This is a genomic window from Mesorhizobium sp. AR02 (assembly GCF_024746835.1).
Taxonomy (GTDB): Bacteria; Pseudomonadota; Alphaproteobacteria; order Rhizobiales; family Rhizobiaceae; genus Mesorhizobium.
In genome coordinates, this window is sequence record NZ_CP080531.1 from 2,885,428 (window position 1) to 2,906,074 (window position 20,647).

The following is a 20,647-nucleotide window of genomic DNA, read 5'->3' on the forward strand; positions in this document are numbered from 1 at the left end:
GGCGACCGTCAAAATACCGCCCGAAAGCCAAGCGGCAAAAGGCGCCAAAGCTTAGTCGAAGGAGCAATCCGAGCGGCTCAAGAAAGCCGCTCGACATATCGAGGCAGACGAAAGCGGAGAGTCATTTGAGCACGCCGTCTCGAAGGTGTTGTCTAGACGCCGAAATCTGTAGCCAGGAATGGGCGATGCTTTATGCCGCCCAGTGTTCGAATGAAATTCTCATACTCAGCAGTTCGGGGGCTCGCCTGCGTTGCGTTGCGTATGCGGCGAGAGTAGAACGCCACGAAATCAGCCACCTGTAACGCGATCGTTTTTTTCTTATCCTCAAACACCAGTGATCCGAATCGCTTCGGATCCATTTCCTTTATGGCGTCGAACCGCGCTAAAATGTCGTTGTTGTTCGCGTGGCCACTTTCCACGACGAAGGAAAGATCAACTCCCGGCATCTGCTCCGCTTCCAAAAACCCTTCATCTTTGACAATGCGGTCAACAACGCCACGAAAGCACATACCCATTGCTGAAACGCCAAGCTTGAGCCCTAGAGCCTTTTTTCGCTCTTCATAGCGTGCTTTTAAAACGGAGAACTCAACTCCAAAGCCGCCATGTGCCTCTACCAGTCTAAATAGTGCGTTGGCGAAAGCAGCAGTCTCCGTGCTGTTCCACCCTTTGAATGCACATCGCCTATGATGCAGGTCAACAGTATGAAGGTACTCCAAACCTACGCTATCAAACAGCACCCGAGCATCCATCTCGAATTGCTGCCAGCTCTCGGCAGTGCTTAGAAGCCCTGCGAGCGTTATAACAGGTTCGGCGGATTCGCCGCTATCGTCTAAATAACAAACTAGCAATGTGAATCACCGCTTACGTGAGTCAGGCACTATTAAGGTAGGCCGACCCCCTATGCGACTCGGGAAATCATTTCACATGATCATATCTCATTAGGTACACGAGGTACAATTGCGAGATTTATTTCCTTGCGCGACGGGCGCAAGCCCAACATCTACGCTGGCCACACGCCACCCATGACGTTGTCGGGCTAAGCAGCCGCGCGACGGCGTCGCGGAGACCCTGGGATCCATTCTGTTACCTTGACCGAAGAGTGCAGCGGAGCAGAATTCTGCACCGCAGCGGCGCTTGGAAGTCCCGGCATGGATTCTGGGGTCTGCGTGCGTCGCTACGCTCCTTGCTCCGCCCCAGAATGACGAAGCGACGAGGTGTTTCTTCATCAATCACCGGCTCGTCAATGCTCCCGCCGGGAGACTACCGCTGGCCACCAAGAGCCAGCCGTGCGGCCAGCCCGGCGAATACGGTTCCGAGCAGGATCTGCGGTGCCTGCTGGAACCGTGTCTGCCGCGACAACGCCGCTCCGATCCGGCTGGCGGTCAGGATGACCAGGCCGTTGACCAGCAGCCCGATCAGGTTGAGCACGGTCGCCAGCAGCAGGATCTGGCCGGCGACGGAACCGGTCTCGGGGCGCACGAATTGCGGGAACAGCGCCAGCACGAACAGCGCCATCTTCGGGTTGAGCAGATTGGTCAGCAGGCCTTGCCGGAAAATCCGGCTTCGCGAATAGCGCGGCAGGCCGGCGACCGGGGCAAATGCCGTTCCGTCGGAACGAAATGCTTTCCAGGCGAGCCAGGCGAGGTAGGCGGCGCCGGCATAGCGCACGATGTCGTAGGCGATGGGCGCCGCCAGGAACAGTTGCGACAGGCCGAAAGCGGCGGCCAGCGCGTGGCAATAGGTGCCGGCGGCGATGCCGGCATAGGTCGCCAGGCCCGAGGCGCGACCCTGGCTGGCGCTGCGGGAGGCGATCAGCAGCATGTCCGGCCCCGGCGTCGCGGTCAAAGCGAGGCAGGCAATGGCGAAAAGTCCGATGGTGGAAAGGTCCGGCATGAGAACTCCTGAGAGATGGCCGGAACCGACCCCTACGCGATTCCCCGGCAGCGGCAAAGAACCTGAAACCGGAATTCCCGCTTCATTTGCCTCGACCGGTGCGAAAGCCTATATGCCGGGATCAAAGGACAAAGCATGGCCCGCATCTACAAAACCCGCACCTGGCATGGCGAACTTGCGCCCTCGATGGAGGAGTTGGAGTTCCTGGCGCTGGAGGCCTACGCCCATCTGCCGGAGGATTTTCGCAAGCTGACCGGCGAGATCGTCATCCAGATCGCGGAATTTCCGACCGACGAGATCATGGACGACCTGTCGCTGGAGACGCCCTTCGACCTGCTCGGCCTGTTCGAGGGCCGCGGCATTGCCGAACGCTGGAACCCGCAGACCGGCGAAGGTCCGAACCGCATCACACTCTACCGCCGCGCCATGCTCGACTACTGGGCCGAGAACGAGGAGACGCTGGGCGACATCGTCACCCATGTGCTGATCCACGAGATCGGCCACCATTTCGGCCTGTCGGACGAGGATATGGAGCGGATCGAAGAAGCTGCCGAGTAGGCTGTGCCGATATTCAGGTGATGCCGGTCTGCAAATGGCGGTCCCCTGCGCTTCCGGTGCTCACGTACCCAAAAGTACGCTCCGCTCCGGTTCTCGGGCACCACCATTTTCGACTCGGCCTGACCTGAATCTCGACACAGCCTGCGTCGCGCCTGCCAACTCTACCAGTCGCTGAGCTTGGTATCCGGCCCGTATTCCTGACCGTCGACATCCTTCACCACGGCCTGGCCGCAGCGCATGGTCTTGGCTTTCTTGTCATAGGCGTAGGTCGGCGAGCCGAACAGGTGCCAGCCCTTGTTCAGCGCCGCTGTCACCTTGTGGCAGAAGCTGGCGTCGTCCGGGGCGGTCAGAAAGCGGTAGAGTTTCATTTTCTCAAGTCCTGTCGTGAATAAATTTAGCCGGGATCATGCGCCGATGGCGGCGGCTTTCGCCAGCAGTTTTTCGGCCTGCGCCAGGTGCAGCCGTTCGATCATCTTGCCGTTCAGCGCGATCACGCCCTTGTCGGCATTGTCGGCACGTGAAAAGGCGTCCTTTATCAGCCGCGCCTCAGTCAGCGCTGCCGGAGACGGCGCGAAGGCGCGGTTCGCGGCGTCGATCTGGGCCGGATGGATGAGGGTCTTGCCGTCGAAGCCCATGGCGGCGCCTCCCGCGCACTCATGGGCAAAGGCGTCGAGGTCGCGAAAATCATTGGCAACGCCGTCGAGCATGTCGAGGCCGCCGGCACGCGCGGCCAGCACCATCTGCATCAGCCATGGCACGAGGTAGCGCCGGTCAGGCGTCGCCAGCACGCCGGTGTCCTTGGCCAGATCGTTCGTTCCGGCAACGAAACAATTGAGGCGCGAGGCCGGATCGCGGCCCAGTTCGGCAATGGCGCCGATGTTGAGCAGCGCCTTGGGCGTCTCGATCATCGCCCAGAGTTTCACGCTGTCGGGAGCAAAATTGTCGTCGAGCACGTCGCCGACTTCGAGGATATCGCGCGGTGTGGCGACCTTGGACAACAGGATGCCGTCGGGCTCGAATTTTGCCGCGGCCAAGAGGTCGTCGGCGCCCCATTCGCTGGCCAGCGCATTGACGCGCACCACCATCTCGCAGCGGTGGCCAAACTGGTTGGCAGCCGGGCGGCTGGCGAAGATTGCGGGCAGCTTTTCGCGGGCGGCAATCTTGTCGGCCGGCGCGACGGCGTCCTCGAGGTCGATGATGACGGCGTCGCAGGACAGCTGCGCGATCTTGGCCAGCGCCTTGTCGTTGGAGGCCGGGACATAGAGCACGGAGCGGCGCGGGCGGTAGGGTTCGGTCATAACCGATCTATGCCGCGTGTGAGCGGGTGAGGCAAGCGCGCAGGGCTGTGCGGCCCACCCTCCCCCTTGTGGGGAGGGTCGCTGCGAAGCAGCGGGGTGGGGGTGCGGCGCCGGACCCCCACCCGGACCTTCGGTCCGACCTCCCCACAAGGGGGAGGTAGAAGCTCGGCGTCCTCCGCAGCAGTTGCGGAAGGGGGCCCTTCCTCTCCCCCGTCGATCGGGGGAGAGGTGTCGAGCGAAGCTCGACGGAGTGGGGGTCGACCCTTGGGTGCAAGGCGAGGCGATGCTTGCGCCTAGTGCCCCTTCCTATGTCCGTTCGCGGCGGTTGCCAGGTAGTGTGCTGAGAGTTCTGCAAATTCGCTGAGAGAGGGGCGGTCATGGCAGGCTGGTGATTGTTCACGTCACCGATTCCCGCGAAGGAACGCCACCATGACCAAGATTGAAAGTAAGACCGCCAGCGCCTCCGTCAAAGACATTCTGCTTTCGAACCCGGACGGACTTCACGAAGTGATCCGTGCGGTGATGCAGGAGGTGCTCGAGGCCGAGATGGATGAGGCGCTGAGTGCTTCGAAGGGCGAACGCACGCCCGAGCGGCTTGGCTATCGCTCGGGTTACTATGGCCGCACCCTTGTGACGCGCGTCGGCAAGCTTGAGCTGCGGGTTCCGCAGGACCGCTCGGGGCGCTTCTCGACCGAGTTGTTTGAGCGCTATCAGCGTTCGGAACGGGCTTTGGTGGCGACGCTGGCCGAGATGTATGTGCAGGGCGTGTCGACCCGCAAGGTGAAGGCGATCACCGAAGAGCTGTGCGGCCATGCTTTCTCGGCCTCGTCGATCTCGGCCATCAACAAGCGGCTGGACGAGAGCCTCGCTGCCTTTGCCAGGCGTCCCCTTCAAGAGCCGTTTGCTTACCTCATCCTCGATGCGCGCTACGAGAAAGTGCGTGAAGCCGGCGTCGTCATGAGCCAGGCGGTGCTGATCGCGGTCGGCATCGACTGGGACGGCCGGCGCCAGATCCTGGCTGTGGAGATGGCCAATCGCGAGAGCCGTTCGGCCTGGAAAGACTTTCTCGTCTCACTGAAGGCGCGCGGCCTCAAGGGCGTCGAATTGGTCGTGTCCGACGATCACGCCGGCCTGGTGGCGGCGATCGGCGAGGTGATCCCGGAAGCCGCCCGGGCAACGCTGCTACGTGCACTTCCTCAGGAACGCGCTCGATCATCTGCCGCGCAAGCACGGCGATGACTGCCTGCAGGAGCTGCGCTGGCTCTACGACCGACGCGATCTCGCCGAGGCCAGGGCCGATCTCGCCGCATGGCTTGCCAAATGGTCACCTCGCTATCCGCGCCTGACAGGCTGGGCCGAAGATGCCATCGAACAAACTCTGACCTTCTTCAGGCTGCCGAGACAGCACCACAAGCATCTCAAGTCCACCAACATGCTCGAGCGCCTCAACGAGGAAATCCGCCGGCGCACCTATGTCGTACGCATCTTCCCCAACGCCGAAAGCTGCCTGCGCCTTGTCAGGGCCTTGGCTGTCGAGACCAACGAAAACTGGATGGAGGCCAACCGCTACATCAACATGGACGACCTGCGCGAGCACAAAAAGCTCGCTCTACGCCAAGCCGCATGACCAGCACTATGGCCGCCCCTTTTTGCAGAACTTGACGCACACAACCGGTTGCCAGGTGGTTCCCCCACTCCGTCTCGGCTTCGCCGAGCCACCTCTCCCCCCTCCGGAGGGAGAGGAAAGGAGCCTGACTGGGGCAGCGCCAACGTTCGGAAAGGATGGCGGGCAGCCGTGAGGCGCAGCCCCTGCACGAAAACTGCACATGCCTGCGGAAAAGCTCCTCGGATCCGCCCTGCCGTCTCCCTGCGCGTCTGCGAGACAGGCGGCATGCAGAAGCGAGCAAAACCCCGTTGGTCCCTGCCACAGCGCCTGCGCAGCGAAGGCTGGTGGCTGGTCGATCCGCCGCGCGTGAAGCCTGCGGCGCTCCTCATTCCCTTTGCCCGCAAGAGCCCGCCGTCATGGCGACCGGCCGCAATCAGGAAGGTCAGTTCATGACATCGTTTTTCACAGCAGCACCAAGCTATTGCAGCCGCTTCGGTGTTGCCGTGCTGCTGGTCGTGCTGGCGGATTTCCTCTTCTACGGTCAGCCCGCCGGCATCACGGTCTTCCTGTTCGCCATCCTCATCGCCGCCGCGGTCGTGGCCGTGCATCCCGCGGCCTTCAGTGACATCAGGGTCTGGCTCAAGCCCGCCGTCTTGCTTGTCGCGCTGCTGCCGCTTGCCGAAAATGTCAGCGCTCTGTCTGTCGCGATCGCGCTTGCGGCGCTGGTCGTCTTCACGCTTTCGCTGAGTGGTCGTCTGCGGTACAGCATCACGCGCATTGCCGGCCAGATCGCGCTGTTTTGGCTGGCAGCGCCGTTCCGCTTCATCAGAGATTTCATCCGCTGGCGCAAGACGGCGCGGCGCTTCGGCCGGCGCCGCGTGCGGCTGGCGGCGATCGCTGTCTGGGTGATGCCGCTGACGCTGGGCGCGGTCTTCCTGGCGCTGTTCGGCGCCGCCAATCCGGTCATCGACTACTGGTTGTCGCTGATCGACCTGATGAAGCTGCTCGATCTCATCCAACTGGCGCGGATCGCCTTCTGGCTGTTCGTGCTCGCCGGTGTCTGGGCTTTTTTGCGGCCACGCCTGCCGCGCTTTCGTCAGCGCGTCTCCCGGCCAAACAATCCCCTTGCCGCTGCTCAACCGGCGATCAATGCGCAAAAGCACGTCGTCGAGGACATCGTGTTCGGCAAGGCAGCCATCCTGCGCGCGCTGATCGTCTTCAACATCCTGTTCGCGCTGCAGACCGGGCTCGACGCCACCTATCTGTGGGGCGGGGCAGCCCTTCCCGACGGACTGAGCTACGCCGCCTATGCGCATCGCGGCGCCTATCCGCTTGTTGCCACCGCGCTGCTTGCCGCCGGTTTTGTCCTGGCGGCGCTCAGGCCGGGAAGCGAGACCTCAGCCGATCCGCTCATCCGCAGGCTGGTCTATGCCTGGGTGGCGCAGAACATCATGCTGGTCGTCTCGTCGATCCTGCGGCTCGACCTCTATGTCGGCATCTACGCGCTGACCTACTGGCGCATCGCCGCCTTCGTCTGGATGGGGCTGGTGGCATCAGGCCTTGCGCTGATCATCGCCCGCATCGCGCTTGGAAAATCCAACGAATGGCTCTCTTCCGCCAATCTTCTGACGTTATCCCTGACGCTTTATGCCTGCTGCTTCATCAATTTCGCCGCAACGATCGCCAATTACAATGTCGACCATTCCCTTGAAATGACCGGCCAGGGCATCCCCCTCGATGCCTGGTATCTGCGCTCGCTCGGCCCGGGTGCATTTCCGGCGCTCGACCGCTTTTTCGATCATCAGGGCAAAACCCCTAACGCCGGCGCTACACTCGAACTTGCGAGACTGCGTGGCGTCGACGAGGGTTGGTACCGCACCGTTCAGCAGAACTGGCGGGCCTGGAGCTTTCGCGACTGGCGCCTGCTTGCCTATCTCGACAGCAAGGGGTCGCTCGTGCTTCCTCAGCCTGCGCAACCTTCCTTGCCGGACCGCTGACCGATGCCGCATCACATCCTCGTCGCCGACGATGACCCGCATATCCGCGAAGTGATCTGCTTTGCACTGGAAAAGGCCGGCATGAAGACGCTTGGCGTGGCCGACGGCGCCGCCGCCTTGCGGGAAATCGGGCGCCGGGCGCCGGATCTGGTCGTGCTCGACATCGGCATGCCGGAGATGGACGGGCTGGAGGTCTGCCGGCGGCTGCGCCACACCTCCGACGTGCCGGTGCTGTTCCTGTCCGCGCGCGATGAAGAAATCGACCGCATCCTCGGGCTCGAAATGGGCGGCGACGACTATGTGACGAAGCCGTTCAGCCCGCGCGAACTGGTCGCCCGCGTCAACGTCATCCTACGTCGCGCTCGCCCGGTGGTGCCCGAACCGGCCGACGACAGGCAGTTCACGCATGGCAAGCTCACGCTGGCGCCGGCCAGCCATGCCGCCAGCTTCGACGGCAAGCCGCTTGCGCTGACGGGGATCGAGTTCTCGATCCTCAAAGGGTTTCTGGCGCGGCCGGCGCATGTGCTCGACCGCGATGCGGTGATGGCCGGCGCCTATGGCGGCAAGATCCATGTCGCCGACCGCACCGTCGACAGCCACATCCGCAACATCCGCGCCAAGCTGGCGGCGGCGGGCTGCCTGGATGCCATCGAGACCGTGCATGGCGTCGGCTTCCGGCTCGGCCGATGCGGCTGACGAGCAAATGGATCGGCCGCAAATGGCGGCCACGGCTTGCCACCGTCGTCGTCGCCATCCTGATCATGGTGATGGCGCTGCCGCTTGTCGGCCTGTTCTTCTTCCGCCTCTACGAGAACCAGCTGATCCGCCAGACCGAGGCCGAACTGATCGCGCAAGGGGCGGCCATCGCCGCCATCTATGCGCAGGATGTGCGCGACGCCGGCATTCCCCCGGAAAAACTCGGCGCGCCGATGCCGCAGGCCAACGGCAGTGCCAGCCGAGCCGCCAATCCTGACGGCCCCTATCGGCCGATCGAGCCGCGCCTCGACCTCGCTTCGGACAGTGTGCTTCCCACTCGTCCCGCAGCGGTCGCTGCCACCGTCGATCCTGCTTTCGCCGCGATCGGCGCGCGCCTGTCCGGCATTCTCGACGCGACGCAGAAAACCACGCTGGCCGGCTTCCGGCTGCTCGATCCCAAAGGTGTCGTCATTGCCGGGCGCGGCGAGGTCGGGCAGTCGCTTGCCGAGGTCGAGGAGGTGCGCGCAGCACTTGGCGGCCGCTATGCCAGTGCGCTCCGGCTGCGCATTCCCGACCAGCCGACGCCACCGCTCTATTCGGTCAGCCGCGGCACCAAGGTGCGGGTCTTCGTCGCCTTGCCGGTGGCCGTCGATGGCAAGGTCGCCGGCGTGGTCTATGTCTCGCGGACGCCCAACAACATCGTCAAACATCTCTATGGCGAACGCGGCAAGGTGACCCTGGCGGCGATCGCCATTCTCGGCGGCACGCTGCTCATCGGCCTCGTCTTCCTGCGCACCGTCAGCCGGCCGATCTATGCGCTGATCGACCGCACAGAGCGCATCGCCGCCGGCGAGCGCGACGCGATCCGGCCGCTCGACCATCACGGCACCTATGAAATGGCCGAGCTGTCCGCCGCTTTCCTCGACATGGCGGAAAAACTGCAGGCGCGCTCGGACTCGATCCAGACCTTTGCCACCCATGTCTCGCACGAGCTCAAATCGCCGCTGACGGCGATCCAGGGCGCGGCGGAATTGCTGCGCGATTCCGGCAGCGCGATGGACGATGAAGAGCGGCGGCGGTTTTCAAACAATATCGTCACCGATGCCGGGCGGCTCAATCTGCTGGTCCGGCGCCTGCTCGAGCTGGCGAAGGCCGAAAATCTTGCACCGAGCGGCGAAAGCGCCTCGGTCAGTGCGGCGCTGGCGCTGCTGCCCGTCGACGCCAGGCTGGCAGTCCGCGTCGAGGTGGGCGGTGATCTCGCCATGCGCATATCGGCCGAAAACGCGGCAATCGTGCTTGCCAATCTCATCGACAATTCCGCCAGGCATGGCGCGACGCTGGTTTCGATCACCGCGACGAGCGCCGGCGGCAAGGCGACGGTGCTGGTCGGCGACGATGGCGACGGCATTTCGCCCAGCAACCGGGCGCGCATCTTCGAGCCGTTCTTCACCACGCGGCGCTCTACCGGCGGCACCGGCATGGGCCTCGGCATCGTGCTGGCCCTCCTGAAAGCGCATGATGGTATGATCCGGCTGGTTGACAGCGAGCGCGGCACGCGCTTCGAGATCACACTGCCGGCGGCATAGACAGGCCGCCGACCGGATCGGAGAAAAAATGCGCTACGACATCGTCATCATCGGCGGGGCCATCGTCGGGTCCTCCATTGCCTACTATCTGCGCGAGGAAGGGTTTTCCGGCTCCATTGCGCTGATCGAGCGCGATCCGCAATTCGCCCATGCGGCAACGACGCTGTCCATGGCCTCGATCCGCCAGCAATTCTCCATTCCGGAAAACATCCGGCTGTCGCAATTCACGCTAAAGCTGTTCCGGCGACTGAAGGAAGAATTCGGGATGGATGCCGATATCGGGTTTCGCGAGGGCGGCTATCTCATTCTGGCCGGCGAGAACGGCCTGCCGGTCCTCAAGGCAAACCATGATGCGCAGATCGCCGAGGGCGCCGACATCGTGCTCGAGGACGCCGAGCAACTGACGCGGCGCTTCGCCTGGCTGTCGGCTGAAGGCATTTCCGCCGGCGCCTATGGCCGCACTGGCGAAGGCTGGTTCGACGCGCATGCGATGCTGACGCTGTTCCGCAAGGCGCTGCGCGACAAGAAGATCGATTTCATCGCCGCTTCGGTCACCGGCATTGCGCGTGACGGCAACCGCGTCACCGGGGTCTCCGTCGACAATGGCCAGACGCTGGAGGCCGGCATCGTCGTCAACGCCGCCGGGCCGAATGCCGGCAAGGTCGCCGCTCTCGCCGGGCTGGCGCTGCCGGTCGAGCCGCGCAAGCGCAACGTCTTCGTCTTCGAGGCGCGCGAAAAATATGCCGACATGCCGCTGCTGGTCGATCCCTCGGGCATCTATGTCCGCCCGGAAGGCTCGGTCTACCTCACCGGCGGCGCCGAGCCGGAAGAGGGCGATGGGCCGGCCGACCCCGCGGATTTCGAGGTCGACTGGCCGCTGTTCGAAGAGGTGATCTGGCCGGTGCTGGCGACCCGCATCCCCGCCTTCGAGGCGATCAAGCCGACCCGTGCCTGGGCCGGGCACTATGATTACAACACGCTCGACCAGAATGCGGTGATCGGCCCGCATCCCGAGGTCGGCAATTTCCTCTTCGCCAATGGTTTTTCCGGCCACGGCCTGCAGCAGGCGCCGGCGGTGGGCAAGGCGCTGGCCGAGTTTTTGGTGCATGGCGGGTATCGGACGATTGATTGCACGGCGTTTGGGTATGGGCGCGTGGCCGAGGGACGGGCGTTCCGGGAACTGAACGTGATTTGAACGAAGTGGCTCCCGTCCTTCGACGTCGGCGCCGCCCCTCACCTGCCTGCCGGCATCCTCTCCCCGTAAACGGGGCGAGGGACGCTGTTATCGCCGGCTTCGCCAATCATCGGCGTCGCAAAATGGGGCGCCGTGGCCGGCGGCCAGCTTCTTTCGCCCCGTTTACGGGGAGAAATGCCCGGCAGGGCAATGAGGGGCGGCGCCAAGGTCTGCAATTGCTGGTGCTACCCGTAGGCGAGCCGAATTTCCAGCCTCGACATAGTCCTGCAGCCAGGCCAGCACCCGACCCCAGCCCTCGGCATGCTCGGCTGCCGCTTGGCTCAGGCCGGCAAAACCGCCATGGCAGATGGTGAGGCGCGTGCCGGTGGCGGTCGGCTGCAGCAGCCAGGCGACCGTCGTCTGCCGCCGGCCTAGCGTCGGGTGATCCCATGCATAGGCCCGCGTCTGCACGATCCGGCGCGGCGCTTCGATCTCGAGGAATTCGCCGCTGGCCGGCAGGTCGCTGCCGTCAGCCGTCCGGACAATGACGGTCCAGCGGCCGCCGATGCGAAGGTCGGCCGACCAGTCGGCCATCCGGTAGGTGTCGGCGGACCCCCACCATTGCTCGATCTCCCGGCTGACCAGCGCCCCGAAGATGCGTTCCGGCGGCGCTTCGATCTCGGCTGACGCCATGATCGTCTCGCCATTGGTCATGCTCTGTACTCTGGGAATGTGCATCATCGATGCCTCCGGTCAAATATTCGTTTCGGTATCGAAACGGTCCTTTCATCCTTTCGATGGCGGGCGCTCGAAACCCTTACCGGTCTCGAGCAGGCTCTTGAGGCTGGCCAGCACCAGCGGCCAGCCCTTGGCGACATTCGGGATCAGCCTATGCGGCCCGTCGGCCTCGTGGGTGACGGCAAGCTTCATCAATTCGCCGTCCTGTTCTATTGCGAAGGTGCAGCGCGTGTAGCCGTCTTCCCTTATCTCCGGCATCCATTCATTGCGCCATTTGATGACCAGGCGACGCGGCGGATCGATCTCGAGGATTTCACCGCTGTCGGCGACGCGGCCGTCGGGGAAGATCAGCTTCCAGCTGGAGCCCACTTTCCAATCGCTCTCCTGATAGGAGCAGAGGAAGAACTGCCGGTTGAACTCCGGATCGGTCAGCGCCTCCCAGAGTTTTTCTGGCGTGGTGCGGATGTAGGTCACGTAGACGAAGGTGTTGTTGCTCACGGCTCTTCCCTTTCGAGGCGTTTCTTCAAATCGCTGAGGGCGTCGAGACGCCTCCGTTCGAACTTGCCGATCCAGCGCTCGGCGATCTCGTTGATCGGAACCGGGTTGAGGTAGTGCTCCTTCTCTCGGCCCCGGCGGAGCGTGGTGACGAGGTTTGCCTCTTCCAGGATCGCCAGGTGCTTGGTCACAGCCTGGCGCGTCATGGCCATCTCCGCGCACAGCGCGTTCAGCGTCTGTCCGTTCCGGGCATGGAGGCTGTCCAGCAATTGCCGGCGTGTCGGGTCGGCCAAGGCGCGAAAGACGGCATCCATGCTCATGGCGTTAATATGCAACCATTTGGTTGCATGTCAAGCGGCAAGATGGCACGCTGTTGGCGGCCGGATGCGGCGACAGGAGAAAAATGTCAGCCCTTGCGGGAAAACCAGAAGGCGTCGGGCATGCGTTTCATGCCGATGCGCTCGTAGAAGCCGACGGCGTCGGGCATGGAGATCAGGCTGATGGCAACCGACGGCCCGAGCTGCCGGCGGGCTTCGTCCATCAGGCCTTTGCCGATGCCAAGCCCTTGCGCCGATTGGGAGACGGCGAGCTCGGAGATGTAGCAGACCCAGGAAAAGTCGGTCATGGCCCTGATAACGCCGATCAGCGGTTTTCCCTCGATGTCGAGACGCGCGGTCAGCACCAGATTGGCGCCGGACAGCATCGCTTGCAGCCTGGCGGGATCATCGACAGGCCGTGTCTCGCCGAGGCCGGATTCCACCAGCACTTTGCGGAATTCGGCGATGCCGAGCGCTGGTTCGCTGTTGTAAAGGACGTGGGAGTTTTCAGCCATGCCGGTGAGAGTGCACCATCAGCCCGCGAATTCGAAGCCGCTTTGTGCCTATTGTTTTATGCATGTCGTTCTCCCAAAACCGGGACCACTTTTGGGCGACATGCATGACCTCTTATGCCAGCGCGCACGAACGTTGCCTTTTATTTGCCCGCGGCTTTGTGTAAACCGTGCTTCAGCAAAATCCCCCGCAACGAAAACACGGGCCAAAGCCATGGAAAAATTCACCAAGCTCACCGGCGTCGCCGCTCCGATGCCGATCGTCAATGTCGACACCGACATGATCATCCCGAAGGATTATCTCAAGACGATCAAGCGCACCGGGCTCGGCACTGGCCTGTTCGCCGAAATGCGCTACAAGGACGACGGTTCGGAAAACCCGGATTTCGTGCTCAACAAGCCGGCCTACCGCAAGGCGCAGATCCTCGTCGCCGGCGACAATTTCGGCTGCGGCTCGAGCCGCGAGCACGCACCGTGGGCGCTGCTCGATTTCGGCATACGCTGCATCATCTCGACCTCGTTCGCCGACATCTTCTACAACAATTGCTTCAAGAACGGCGTGCTGCCGATCACCGTCAGCCCCGAGGATCTGGAGAAGCTGATGGATGACGCCTCGCGCGGTTCCAACGCCACTTTGTCGATCGACCTCGAAGCCAAGGAAATCCGTGGCCCCGATGGCGGCGTCGTCACCTTCGACCTCGACGACTTCAAGCGGCACTGCATGCTCAACGGCCTCGACGATATCGGCCTGACCATGGAGAAGGCCGGCGCCATCGCCTCGTTCGAGAAGCGCAACGCCGAACAGCGCCCCTGGGCCTGAGCGGCACTGTCCGACGATAGGCCCGGCCTTTCAGGCCGGGGTTGGCGGCGACTGAAGGGGAGGGACAGTCATGGCACGTTCGCTTCTTGCCGGCGTTTGCGGGCTGGCGTGGATGTTGATGCCGGTGGCTGGCGCGCATGCACAGACCGACATGGTGCTCGTGCCGGCTGCCGATGCGTCCGGCAAGACCGCAGATGTGTCGAGCACCGCCAATGCGGCCCTAACCGACAATGACAACCAGGGGCCGATCGCGTTCGAGGGCGGCCAGCTGACCATCACGCAGCCGGAGCAGGATGGCGAGAAGGTGCTCGCCTTTGACGGCAAGCAGTTGGCCAGCAACTACGATGTCTTCTTCGACAAGATCGTGAAGGTCGGCGACGTCAACGTGGCGCTGGTCGATGTCGGCGACGGCGGCAATCAATGCGGTCCGGCAAAGGTGATCGTGTGGAAGCCGGAAGGTGGCGAGATCCAGGCCACGACGGTCGAGCAGGACGAATGCGGCGCGCCGCCGGCGGCAATCTCCGACAGCGCCATCTATTTCGTGCCCTATCTGCTGCCGGGCGATGAGAAGCCGGCCCTGCAGTGGTCGCCGACGGGTGGGCTGACCACCTCCGGCAATCTGACCTATATGCCGGAACCCGGGACCGATTGGAAAGACATCGACCCGTCGAAATACGACAACATCATCGACGCCTTCCACAACGAGGCGGTCTACAAGGAAGCCGAAAAATTGCTCGGCAAGGACATGCCCGACATGGCGACCTCCCTGCTGGTCGGCGGCGGCACGGAAAAGACCGCGTCGGGCGCCTTCTACGCCAGCGGCTGCGTGCCGCATGACTGCGGCGGCAATGACGGCTTCATGGCGGTCGACCCGGCTCAGCACAAGCTCTACTTCGCCCGCCGCGGCGACAAGCCCGAACCGAACGCCTGGCCGCCGACGGCGACATGGCCGGCCGATGTCAAGGAAGCGCTGGACAAGGCGCTGGGCTCGGCGAACTAGAGCATTAGCGTTGCGCGACGACCACCGCGGCTTCGTCATCCACGGGCGGAGCGACGCGCAGCAGAGCGCAGACCAGAGGATCCATGCCGCGACCGTCGTCGGAGGGCGGACCAGATTCTGCAGCGTCGCGGTTGCCCGCCCTGGATGACGAAGACACGAGGATCGTATCGCGGTCTGCTGGCTCAGCTCTTTCAAACCATCACATAGACCAACAGCCGTAAAAGTGGAGAAGGACAAGATGGAAGAGGAAGAGCCATTTAAGGTTACGGTGATGTCAGATAATTCTTATGAAAACCTTGTAGCTGAGGTAAAATTTACGTCGAAAGAGGTCGGACTGATCCTTAGTCAGGAGAAATCATTCGATCAAATCGATATATCTGTATTTTCTTTTGTAGAATGTGGTAGAGATAAGTTCCTCGATACCGAGAACGTACCGGATATCTGCATTAAGCTAGACGTTTTCCTTGCCGCGATTGACGAAGCCGTTCAAAGATTGAGACTTCTTGATGTACCAAGATGATTTATGGTGCAGGCTTTGACGCAGCCGTGACAACAGCTAATTCCCTTTGGCCCACGACAGGACTGCGCTTCCCCGGTTAGAGGGGATGCCCCACAAACGCGAGGCCACACATGCGCACACTCATCTCCACCGGCTCGCCCTTCGAAAAGACCGCCGGCTATTCGCGCGCGGTGGTGCAGGGCGACTGGTGTTTCGTGTCCGGGACGACCGGCTATGATTATGCGACGATGACGATGCCGGAGACGGTCGAGGCGCAGACGCGCAACTGCCTGGCGACGATCGGCAAGGCGCTGGCCGACGGCGGCTTCGAAATGGCCGACGTGGTGCGGGCGCATTACTACATCACCGACCAGGCCTTCGTGGACGTGGTCTTCCCGATCCTGGGCGAGACGTTCGGCGACATCAGGCCGGCGGCGACGATGATCGTCTGCCAGCTCAACAAGCCGGAAATGAAGATCGAGATCGAAGTCACGGCGCTGCGGCGTTCGGCCTCGGGACGTTGAGGCCAAGGCCATGAAGGTCCGGCGCATCGTAGCCAATATCGAGACAAAGGACGCGGCAGCCGCCAGCCGCTTCTACCATGACGTGCTTGGCCTCGACGTGCTGATGGACCAGGGCTGGATCGCCACCTACGGTTCCGACGAACAGATGCAGGTGCAGGTCTCCTTCATGGCGCAAGGCGGCTCCGGCACGTCGGTGCCCGATTTGTCGATCGAGGTCGACGATGTCGACGCGGCACTAGCCGCCATGAAGGCCGCCGGCTTCGCCATCGAATACGGGCCGGCCGACGAGCCCTGGGGCGTGCGGCGCTTCTATGTGCGCGATCCCTTTGGCCGGCTGGTCAACATTCTCTCGCATCGGTGATGGCTTTTCGAAGGACGCTACTCCAGCCTGGGTTCCTCGCCCCCACGGAAGTGGGGGAGAGGTGGCTCGGCGAAGCCGAGACGGAGAGGGGGCGGCGCAGCGTTGAATGATCAGAGCAAACTTGCCAGCGCCGCAGCCCCCTCTCCGACCGCTTCGCGGCCACCTCTCCCCCGCTTTACGGGGGCGAGGAACCCAGATTCTGAGAGGCCGGATGCAGCAGCGTGCGGCACAGCTGCACTCTGCTCTGTGCTGCAGCGCTCTTCGTCCCCTTGCGCGCGCGCCGCTTGGCGTTTAGCAAAGCGCCGGTTCAAATTCTTTCTGGGACGGTTTCTCCATGGCAACGAAGCATCTTTTCCTGCTCCCCGGCGACGGCATCGGCCCCGAGGCCATGGCCGAGGTCAAGAAGCTGATATCGGCCATGAACGAAAAGCTCGGCAGCGGCTTCGTCACCGATGAAGGCCTGGTCGGCGGCTCGGCCTACGATGCGCATGGTGCCGCGATTTCCGATGCCGACATGGACAAGGCGATGGCGGCCGACGCGGTGCTGTTCGGCGCCGTCGGCGGGCCGAAATGGGATGCGGTGCCTTACGAGGTGCGCCCCGAAGCCGGCCTGCTGCGGCTGCGCAAGGATATGGAGCTGTTCGCCAATCTGCGCCCGGCGATCTGCTATCCGGCGCTGGCCGCGTCCTCCTCGCTCAAGCAGGAAGTGGTCGAAGGCCTCGACATCCTCATCGTGCGCGAGCTGACCGGCGGCGTCTATTTCGGCGAGCCCAAGCAGATCATCGATCTCGGCAACGGCCAGAAGCGCGGCATCGACACCCAGGTCTACGACACGTTCGAGATCGAGCGCATTTCGGGCGTCGCCTTCGAGTTGGCGCGCACCCGCAAGAACCACGTCACCTCGATGGAAAAGCGCAATGTCATGAAGTCGGGCGTGCTGTGGAACGAGGTCGTCACCCAGACCCACAAGGCGCGCTATTCCGACGTCAAGCTCGACCACATGCTGGCCGATGCCGGCGGCATGCAGCTGGTGCGCTGGCCAAAGCAGTTCGACGTCATCGTCACCGACAATCTGTTCGGCGACATGCTGTCCGACATCGCCGCCATGCTGACCGGCTCGATCGGCATGCTGCCGTCGGCCTCGCTCGGCGCGCCCGACGTGAAGACCAAGAAGCGCAAGGCGCTCTACGAGCCGGTGCACGGTTCGGCGCCCGACATTGCCGGCAAGGGTATCGCCAACCCGATCGCCATGATCGCCTCCTTCGCCATGTGCCTACGCTATTCCTTCGGCATGGTCGATGAAGCCGACAGGCTCGAAGGCGCGATCGCCGCCGTGCTCGATCAGGGCCTGCGCACCAAGGATATTTTGTCCGCCGGCATGACCGAGGTCGGCACGGTCGCGATGGGCGACGCGATCATCGCCAAGTTCCTGGGATAATTCCGGGGCGGACCCACTCAGCGGATCTCGCCGGCAAGCTGGCGCAGCAGGCCGACGAGCTGCGCCTCGTCCACCGGTTCGAAAAAGGCTGCGTCGGCGGCCTCCACAGCGACGATGGCGCGCTGCGCAGCGGCCGTCCCTGTCGGGGTGATGCGGATCACCTTGGCGCGGGAATCCCTGGGGTCGGCTTCCCGTGCGATCAATCCTTTCGCCTCCAGCCGCGCGACGACGTCCGACGTCATCTTCACCTCGGTGCCGGCCTGGGCGGCGAGCTGCACCTGGTTGGGTGGCTCGCCATTGCGGCCGAGCCACATCGCCGAAGCCAGCAGCACGAACTGGACGTGGGTCAGGTCCAACGGGGCTAGCGCTGCCGTCATGACGCGCTGCCAGCGCATGGTGGTTCGCCAGAGCAACAAGCCGGGGCTCTCCGAAGGTCCGCTGAAGCGCGTCTTCAAATCCTGCCCATCAGCCACGGCTTGCCAACTCCTCTGCCTGCTCGAACAATTTAGCCATCGAGGTGTCGAAATCGCCGCTGATCTGCGGTCCGAGCTCTGGCCCGACCTCGGCGGCCGAAGGGCCTGATATTTCGAGCCGGTGCGTCACCTGCGTGCCGCCTTCGACCGGCACCAGCGTATGCCGAAACAGCAATTTCGTGTCACCGAACGAGGTCTCGTCGGCATAGGTGACGTTATCGACGAGATCGACGATAACAGATTCAAACGTGTCCTGCCCGACCGGCGTCACCGAGACACGGGTGCCCTTGGCGAACGGGCCGTGCAGCACGAAGGTGTCGGAGCCCTCATAGGTCAGGCGGCCTTCATGCAGCGCCTTCAGCGCGTTCCAGATGGCTGCTGCGGGAAGGGAGGAAATTGAGGTGTACTCATTGCTCCACATCGTCTTGGCTCCGTTCATCCTGGCCGATCGACTATTCGATCTGTTCACAGACTATCTGTGCACAGACTATATTGCAAGAGGAATCTTCCGCCGTGACGCGCTCCTCCCTGAACGTGGCTCTTGAGGGGACTTAACCCCCCCTGCTCTTATGCAGCTTGGAGCGGGAAGATTTCTCGTTTTCGGTAGTGTGCTGAGAGTTCTGCAAATTCGCTGAGAGAGGGGCGGTCATGGCAGGCTGGTGATTGTTCACGTCACCGATTCCCGCGAAGGAACGCCACCATGACCAAGATTGAAAGTAAGACCGCCAGCGCCTCCGTCAAAGACATTCTGCTTTCGAACCCGGACGGACTTCACGAAGTGATCCGTGCGGTGATGCAGGAGGTGCTCGAGGCCGAGATGGATGAGGCGCTGAGTGCTTCGAAGGGCGAACGCACGCCCGAGCGGCTTGGCTATCGCTCGGGTTACTATGGCCGCACCCTTGTGACGCGCGTCGGCAAGCTTGAGCTGCGGGTTCCGCAGGACCGCTCGGGGCGCTTCTCGACCGAGTTGTTTGAGCGCTATCAGCGTTCGGAACGGGCTTTGGTGGCGACGCTGGCCGAGATGTATGTGCAGGGCGTGTCGACCCGCAAGGTGAAGGCGATCACCGAAGAGCTGTGCGGCCATGCTTTCTCGGCCTCGTCGATCTCGGCCATCAACAAGCGGCTGGACGAGAGCCTCGCTGCCTTTGCCAGGCGTCCCCTTCAAGAGCCGTTTGCTTACCTCATCCTCGATGCGCGCTACGAGAAAGTGCGTGAAGCCGGCGTCGTCATGAGCCAGGCGGTGCTGATCGCGGTCGGCATCGACTGGGACGGCCGGCGCCAGATCCTGGCTGTGGAGATGGCCAATCGCGAGAGCCGTTCGGCCTGGAAAGACTTTCTCGTCTCACTGAAGGCGCGCGGCCTCAAGGGCGTCGAATTGGTCGTGTCCGACGATCACGCCGGCCTGGTGGCGGCGATCGGCGAGGTGATCCCGGAAGCCGCCTGGCAACGCTGCTACGTGCACTTCCTCAGGAACGCGCTCGATCATCTGCCGCGCAAGCACGGCGATGACTGCCTGCAGGAGCTGCGCTGGCTCTACGACCGACGCGATCTCGCCGAGGCCAGGGCCGATCTCGCCGCATGGCTTGCCAAATGGTCACCTCGCTATCCGCGCCTGACAGGCTGGGCCGAAGATGCCATCGAACAAACTCTGACCTTCTTCAGGCTGCCGAGACAGCACCACAAGCATCTCAAGTCCACCAACATGCTCGAGCGCCTCAACGAGGAAATCCGCCGGCGCACCTATGTCGTACGCATCTTCCCCAACGCCGAAAGCTGCCTGCGCCTTGTCAGGGCCTTGGCTGTCGAGACCAACGAAAACTGGATGGAGGCCAACCGCTACATCAACATGGACGACCTGCGCGAGCACAAAAAGCTCGCTCTACGCCAAGCCGCATGACCAGCACTATGGCCGCCCCTTTTTGCAGAACTTGACGCACACAACCTCGTTTTCTCGGGACTGGTCTCTAGGTCCTGACCCCTGCCGGCACCGGCCCCCAGGGGTTTTCGCCCACCTGAGACTGCACAAGCCCCAAGACCAGCATGGCCACCCCGCCGATAACCGGGATGAAGCAGGGCAAGACAAACCAGCCGCTCAGGCCGACATCGTGCAAACGCCGCACAACGAGTGCGATCCACGACAGGCCGGCTGCAAATGTGAAGATAAGAGCGGGTATCAACCCTATCGTGCTCTGGCCCGCGTTGATGCCGAAGCCATTGATAGCCAGATTGACGAGTATCCCGAAGCCGAGAAGCACTAACTGCACCAGGACAAAGCACAGGCAAAAGGCCCAGAATTCCTTGCGGCGAGCGCGTCCGTTGAAATTATAATAATTCACGGTCACCGTTTGCAGGAAGTAGGCCCACAGTCCTGTAGACCCGGCAGGCCGATTTTCGGCAAGCTGGCCAGGCCGTGATGGTTGACCGCTGCTTGACGACGGCGTGGTTGAGGCCGCGGCGACTATAGTGTGGGCCGCGCCGTCATCCGGCTGGAATTCGACAAGGGTTCCCCTCACGAGGGCGACGTCACGGCTTAGATCGTTGCGCGTAAAGATATAGCGCTTGCCGTCGACCCCATTGATGTACCCGAAATCCTGATCCTGGTCGTAGTGATAAACCGCGCCGCGCATGCGTCCCCCTTAAAATACGGTGCGTGAATACTACC

The 20,647-nt window shown here is 62.9% G+C and carries 23 protein-coding genes and 1 pseudogene; 13 read left to right on the forward strand and 11 right to left on the reverse strand.

The window, feature by feature from the left end:
* Nucleotides 1–152: 152 nt before the first annotated feature.
* Together DBIPINDM_RS17920 and DBIPINDM_RS17925 are read right to left on the reverse strand one after the other, a co-directional pair.
* Nucleotides 153–848 carry a DUF3800 domain-containing protein gene (locus tag DBIPINDM_RS17920; protein WP_258588489.1) on the reverse strand — a complete coding sequence of 232 codons (696 nt, stop codon included), beginning with the start codon at nucleotides 846–848 and terminating at the stop codon, nucleotides 153–155.
* A gap of 412 nt (nucleotides 849–1,260) precedes the next feature.
* Nucleotides 1,261–1,893, reverse strand: coding sequence for a LysE family translocator (locus DBIPINDM_RS17925; RefSeq protein WP_258588490.1), 633 nt, complete (start codon nucleotides 1,891–1,893; stop codon nucleotides 1,261–1,263).
* A 135-nt stretch (nucleotides 1,894–2,028) separates the two neighbouring features.
* On the opposite strand from DBIPINDM_RS17925, the gene DBIPINDM_RS17930 reads away from it, so the two are divergent.
* Nucleotides 2,029–2,451, forward strand: a complete 423-nt coding sequence (locus tag DBIPINDM_RS17930) for a metallopeptidase family protein (RefSeq protein ID WP_095202623.1) — start codon at nucleotides 2,029–2,031, stop codon at nucleotides 2,449–2,451.
* Nucleotides 2,452–2,612: 161 nt separating this feature from the next.
* On the opposite strand, the gene DBIPINDM_RS17935 is transcribed toward DBIPINDM_RS17930, so the two are convergent.
* Together DBIPINDM_RS17935 and DBIPINDM_RS17940 are read right to left on the reverse strand one after the other, a co-directional pair.
* Entirely contained in the window at nucleotides 2,613–2,819 is a 207-nt protein-coding gene (locus DBIPINDM_RS17935) for a DUF1737 domain-containing protein (protein ID WP_027145959.1), read from the reverse strand.
* Between the two features lie 36 nt (nucleotides 2,820–2,855).
* A complete protein-coding gene (locus tag DBIPINDM_RS17940; protein ID WP_258588491.1) occupies nucleotides 2,856–3,749 on the reverse strand; it encodes an HpcH/HpaI aldolase/citrate lyase family protein in 894 nt (297 codons plus the stop codon).
* Nucleotides 3,750–4,178: 429 nt separating this feature from the next.
* Here DBIPINDM_RS17940 and DBIPINDM_RS17945 point away from each other — a divergent pair.
* The 5 genes and pseudogenes from DBIPINDM_RS17945 to DBIPINDM_RS17965 all read left to right on the forward strand — a co-directional run bounded on the left by DBIPINDM_RS17945 (nucleotide 4,179) and on the right by DBIPINDM_RS17965 (nucleotide 10,829).
* Nucleotides 4,179–5,376, forward strand: a pseudogene (locus tag DBIPINDM_RS17945) (IS256 family transposase).
* 428 nt (nucleotides 5,377–5,804) lie between these two features.
* On the forward strand, nucleotides 5,805–7,352 hold the full coding sequence (locus DBIPINDM_RS17950; protein ID WP_258588492.1) for a DUF4173 domain-containing protein: 1,548 nt from the start codon (nucleotides 5,805–5,807) through the stop codon (nucleotides 7,350–7,352).
* A 3-nt stretch (nucleotides 7,353–7,355) separates the two neighbouring features.
* On the forward strand, nucleotides 7,356–8,048 hold the full coding sequence (locus DBIPINDM_RS17955) for a response regulator transcription factor (protein WP_258588493.1): 693 nt from the start codon (nucleotides 7,356–7,358) through the stop codon (nucleotides 8,046–8,048).
* The gene (locus tag DBIPINDM_RS17960) at nucleotides 8,039–9,634 is read left to right on the forward strand and encodes an ATP-binding protein (RefSeq protein ID WP_258588494.1); all 1,596 of its coding nucleotides are present in this window, start codon (nucleotides 8,039–8,041) and stop codon (nucleotides 9,632–9,634) included. The genes DBIPINDM_RS17955 and DBIPINDM_RS17960 overlap by 10 nt, the downstream gene beginning before the upstream one ends.
* Before the next feature lie 28 nt (nucleotides 9,635–9,662).
* Entirely contained in the window at nucleotides 9,663–10,829 is a 1,167-nt protein-coding gene (locus DBIPINDM_RS17965) for an NAD(P)/FAD-dependent oxidoreductase (protein ID WP_258588495.1), read from the forward strand.
* Nucleotides 10,830–10,991: 162 nt separating this feature from the next.
* Here DBIPINDM_RS17965 and DBIPINDM_RS17970 read toward each other — a convergent pair whose 3' ends face one another.
* The 4 genes from DBIPINDM_RS17970 to DBIPINDM_RS17985 all read right to left on the reverse strand — a co-directional run bounded on the left by DBIPINDM_RS17970 (nucleotide 10,992) and on the right by DBIPINDM_RS17985 (nucleotide 12,873).
* Nucleotides 10,992–11,549 (reverse strand): SRPBCC family protein, encoded by a 558-nt coding sequence (locus tag DBIPINDM_RS17970; protein ID WP_258588496.1) that lies wholly within the window; start codon nucleotides 11,547–11,549, stop codon nucleotides 10,992–10,994.
* A gap of 45 nt (nucleotides 11,550–11,594) precedes the next feature.
* A complete protein-coding gene (locus tag DBIPINDM_RS17975; protein WP_258588497.1) occupies nucleotides 11,595–12,044 on the reverse strand; it encodes an SRPBCC family protein in 450 nt (149 codons plus the stop codon).
* A complete protein-coding gene (locus DBIPINDM_RS17980) occupies nucleotides 12,041–12,361 on the reverse strand; it encodes an ArsR/SmtB family transcription factor (RefSeq protein WP_258588498.1) in 321 nt (106 codons plus the stop codon). The genes DBIPINDM_RS17975 and DBIPINDM_RS17980 overlap by 4 nt, the downstream gene beginning before the upstream one ends.
* A gap of 86 nt (nucleotides 12,362–12,447) precedes the next feature.
* Nucleotides 12,448–12,873: a GNAT family N-acetyltransferase gene (locus DBIPINDM_RS17985; RefSeq protein WP_258588499.1), complete on the reverse strand. Its 426-nt coding sequence runs from the start codon at nucleotides 12,871–12,873 to the stop codon at nucleotides 12,448–12,450.
* A gap of 211 nt (nucleotides 12,874–13,084) precedes the next feature.
* Here DBIPINDM_RS17985 and leuD point away from each other — a divergent pair, with 211 nt between their 5' ends.
* The 6 genes from leuD to leuB all read left to right on the forward strand — a co-directional run bounded on the left by leuD (nucleotide 13,085) and on the right by leuB (nucleotide 17,512).
* On the forward strand, nucleotides 13,085–13,690 hold the full coding sequence (gene leuD, locus DBIPINDM_RS17990; RefSeq protein WP_183464345.1) for a 3-isopropylmalate dehydratase small subunit: 606 nt from the start codon (nucleotides 13,085–13,087) through the stop codon (nucleotides 13,688–13,690).
* 70 nt (nucleotides 13,691–13,760) lie between these two features.
* Complete coding sequence (locus tag DBIPINDM_RS17995; RefSeq protein ID WP_258588500.1) at nucleotides 13,761–14,690, forward strand: hypothetical protein; 930 nt, start codon at nucleotides 13,761–13,763, stop codon at nucleotides 14,688–14,690.
* Nucleotides 14,691–14,928: 238 nt separating this feature from the next.
* Entirely contained in the window at nucleotides 14,929–15,210 is a 282-nt protein-coding gene (locus DBIPINDM_RS18000) for a hypothetical protein (protein WP_258588501.1), read from the forward strand.
* Between the two features lie 110 nt (nucleotides 15,211–15,320).
* Complete coding sequence (locus DBIPINDM_RS18005) at nucleotides 15,321–15,713, forward strand: RidA family protein (RefSeq protein WP_027045666.1); 393 nt, start codon at nucleotides 15,321–15,323, stop codon at nucleotides 15,711–15,713.
* 10 nt (nucleotides 15,714–15,723) lie between these two features.
* Nucleotides 15,724–16,074: a VOC family protein gene (locus DBIPINDM_RS18010; RefSeq protein ID WP_258588502.1), complete on the forward strand. Its 351-nt coding sequence runs from the start codon at nucleotides 15,724–15,726 to the stop codon at nucleotides 16,072–16,074.
* A 334-nt stretch (nucleotides 16,075–16,408) separates the two neighbouring features.
* Nucleotides 16,409–17,512, forward strand: coding sequence for a 3-isopropylmalate dehydrogenase (leuB, locus tag DBIPINDM_RS18015; RefSeq protein ID WP_258588503.1), 1,104 nt, complete (start codon nucleotides 16,409–16,411; stop codon nucleotides 17,510–17,512).
* 17 nt (nucleotides 17,513–17,529) lie between these two features.
* On the opposite strand, the gene DBIPINDM_RS18020 is transcribed toward leuB, so the two are convergent.
* Nucleotides 17,530–17,985 carry a MarR family winged helix-turn-helix transcriptional regulator gene (locus tag DBIPINDM_RS18020; protein WP_258588504.1) on the reverse strand — a complete coding sequence of 152 codons (456 nt, stop codon included), beginning with the start codon at nucleotides 17,983–17,985 and terminating at the stop codon, nucleotides 17,530–17,532.
* Nucleotides 17,978–18,406 carry a polyketide cyclase gene (locus DBIPINDM_RS18025; RefSeq protein WP_416361783.1) on the reverse strand — a complete coding sequence of 143 codons (429 nt, stop codon included), beginning with the start codon at nucleotides 18,404–18,406 and terminating at the stop codon, nucleotides 17,978–17,980. The genes DBIPINDM_RS18020 and DBIPINDM_RS18025 overlap by 8 nt, the downstream gene beginning before the upstream one ends.
* Nucleotides 18,407–18,685: 279 nt before the next feature.
* Here DBIPINDM_RS18025 and DBIPINDM_RS18030 point away from each other — a divergent pair, with 279 nt between their 5' ends.
* Nucleotides 18,686–19,882: an IS256 family transposase gene (locus tag DBIPINDM_RS18030; protein ID WP_258583994.1), complete on the forward strand. Its 1,197-nt coding sequence runs from the start codon at nucleotides 18,686–18,688 to the stop codon at nucleotides 19,880–19,882.
* A 67-nt stretch (nucleotides 19,883–19,949) separates the two neighbouring features.
* On the opposite strand, the gene DBIPINDM_RS18035 is transcribed toward DBIPINDM_RS18030, so the two are convergent.
* Nucleotides 19,950–20,612: a DUF805 domain-containing protein gene (locus DBIPINDM_RS18035; protein ID WP_258588506.1), complete on the reverse strand. Its 663-nt coding sequence runs from the start codon at nucleotides 20,610–20,612 to the stop codon at nucleotides 19,950–19,952.
* Between the last annotated feature and the right edge of the window lie 35 nt (nucleotides 20,613–20,647).

Excerpts from the sequence above, each read along its gene's own strand:
- DBIPINDM_RS18030 (WP_258583994.1), top strand. The coding sequence starts at position 18,686 with ATGACCAAGATTGAAAGTAAGACCGCCAGCGCCTCCGTCAAAGACATT.
- DBIPINDM_RS17970 (WP_258588496.1), bottom strand. The coding sequence starts at position 11,549 with ATGATGCACATTCCCAGAGTACAGAGCATGACCAATGGCGAGACGATC.
- DBIPINDM_RS17955 (WP_258588493.1), top strand. The coding sequence starts at position 7,356 with ATGCCGCATCACATCCTCGTCGCCGACGATGACCCGCATATCCGCGAA.
- DBIPINDM_RS17995 (WP_258588500.1), top strand. The coding sequence starts at position 13,761 with ATGGCACGTTCGCTTCTTGCCGGCGTTTGCGGGCTGGCGTGGATGTTG.
- DBIPINDM_RS17965 (WP_258588495.1), top strand. The coding sequence starts at position 9,663 with ATGCGCTACGACATCGTCATCATCGGCGGGGCCATCGTCGGGTCCTCC.
- DBIPINDM_RS18010 (WP_258588502.1), top strand. The coding sequence starts at position 15,724 with ATGAAGGTCCGGCGCATCGTAGCCAATATCGAGACAAAGGACGCGGCA.
- leuB (WP_258588503.1), top strand. The coding sequence starts at position 16,409 with ATGGCAACGAAGCATCTTTTCCTGCTCCCCGGCGACGGCATCGGCCCC.
- DBIPINDM_RS18025 (WP_416361783.1), bottom strand. The coding sequence starts at position 18,406 with ATGTGGAGCAATGAGTACACCTCAATTTCCTCCCTTCCCGCAGCAGCC.
- DBIPINDM_RS18035 (WP_258588506.1), bottom strand. The coding sequence starts at position 20,612 with ATGCGCGGCGCGGTTTATCACTACGACCAGGATCAGGATTTCGGGTAC.
- DBIPINDM_RS18005 (WP_027045666.1), top strand. The coding sequence starts at position 15,321 with ATGCGCACACTCATCTCCACCGGCTCGCCCTTCGAAAAGACCGCCGGC.
- leuD (WP_183464345.1), top strand. The coding sequence starts at position 13,085 with ATGGAAAAATTCACCAAGCTCACCGGCGTCGCCGCTCCGATGCCGATC.
- DBIPINDM_RS17940 (WP_258588491.1), bottom strand. The coding sequence starts at position 3,749 with ATGACCGAACCCTACCGCCCGCGCCGCTCCGTGCTCTATGTCCCGGCC.
- DBIPINDM_RS17935 (WP_027145959.1), bottom strand. The coding sequence starts at position 2,819 with ATGAAACTCTACCGCTTTCTGACCGCCCCGGACGACGCCAGCTTCTGC.
- DBIPINDM_RS18000 (WP_258588501.1), top strand. The coding sequence starts at position 14,929 with ATGGAAGAGGAAGAGCCATTTAAGGTTACGGTGATGTCAGATAATTCT.
- DBIPINDM_RS17980 (WP_258588498.1), bottom strand. The coding sequence starts at position 12,361 with ATGAGCATGGATGCCGTCTTTCGCGCCTTGGCCGACCCGACACGCCGG.
- DBIPINDM_RS17985 (WP_258588499.1), bottom strand. The coding sequence starts at position 12,873 with ATGGCTGAAAACTCCCACGTCCTTTACAACAGCGAACCAGCGCTCGGC.
- DBIPINDM_RS17930 (WP_095202623.1), top strand. The coding sequence starts at position 2,029 with ATGGCCCGCATCTACAAAACCCGCACCTGGCATGGCGAACTTGCGCCC.
- DBIPINDM_RS17950 (WP_258588492.1), top strand. The coding sequence starts at position 5,805 with ATGACATCGTTTTTCACAGCAGCACCAAGCTATTGCAGCCGCTTCGGT.
- DBIPINDM_RS17925 (WP_258588490.1), bottom strand. The coding sequence starts at position 1,893 with ATGCCGGACCTTTCCACCATCGGACTTTTCGCCATTGCCTGCCTCGCT.
- DBIPINDM_RS17960 (WP_258588494.1), top strand. The coding sequence starts at position 8,039 with ATGCGGCTGACGAGCAAATGGATCGGCCGCAAATGGCGGCCACGGCTT.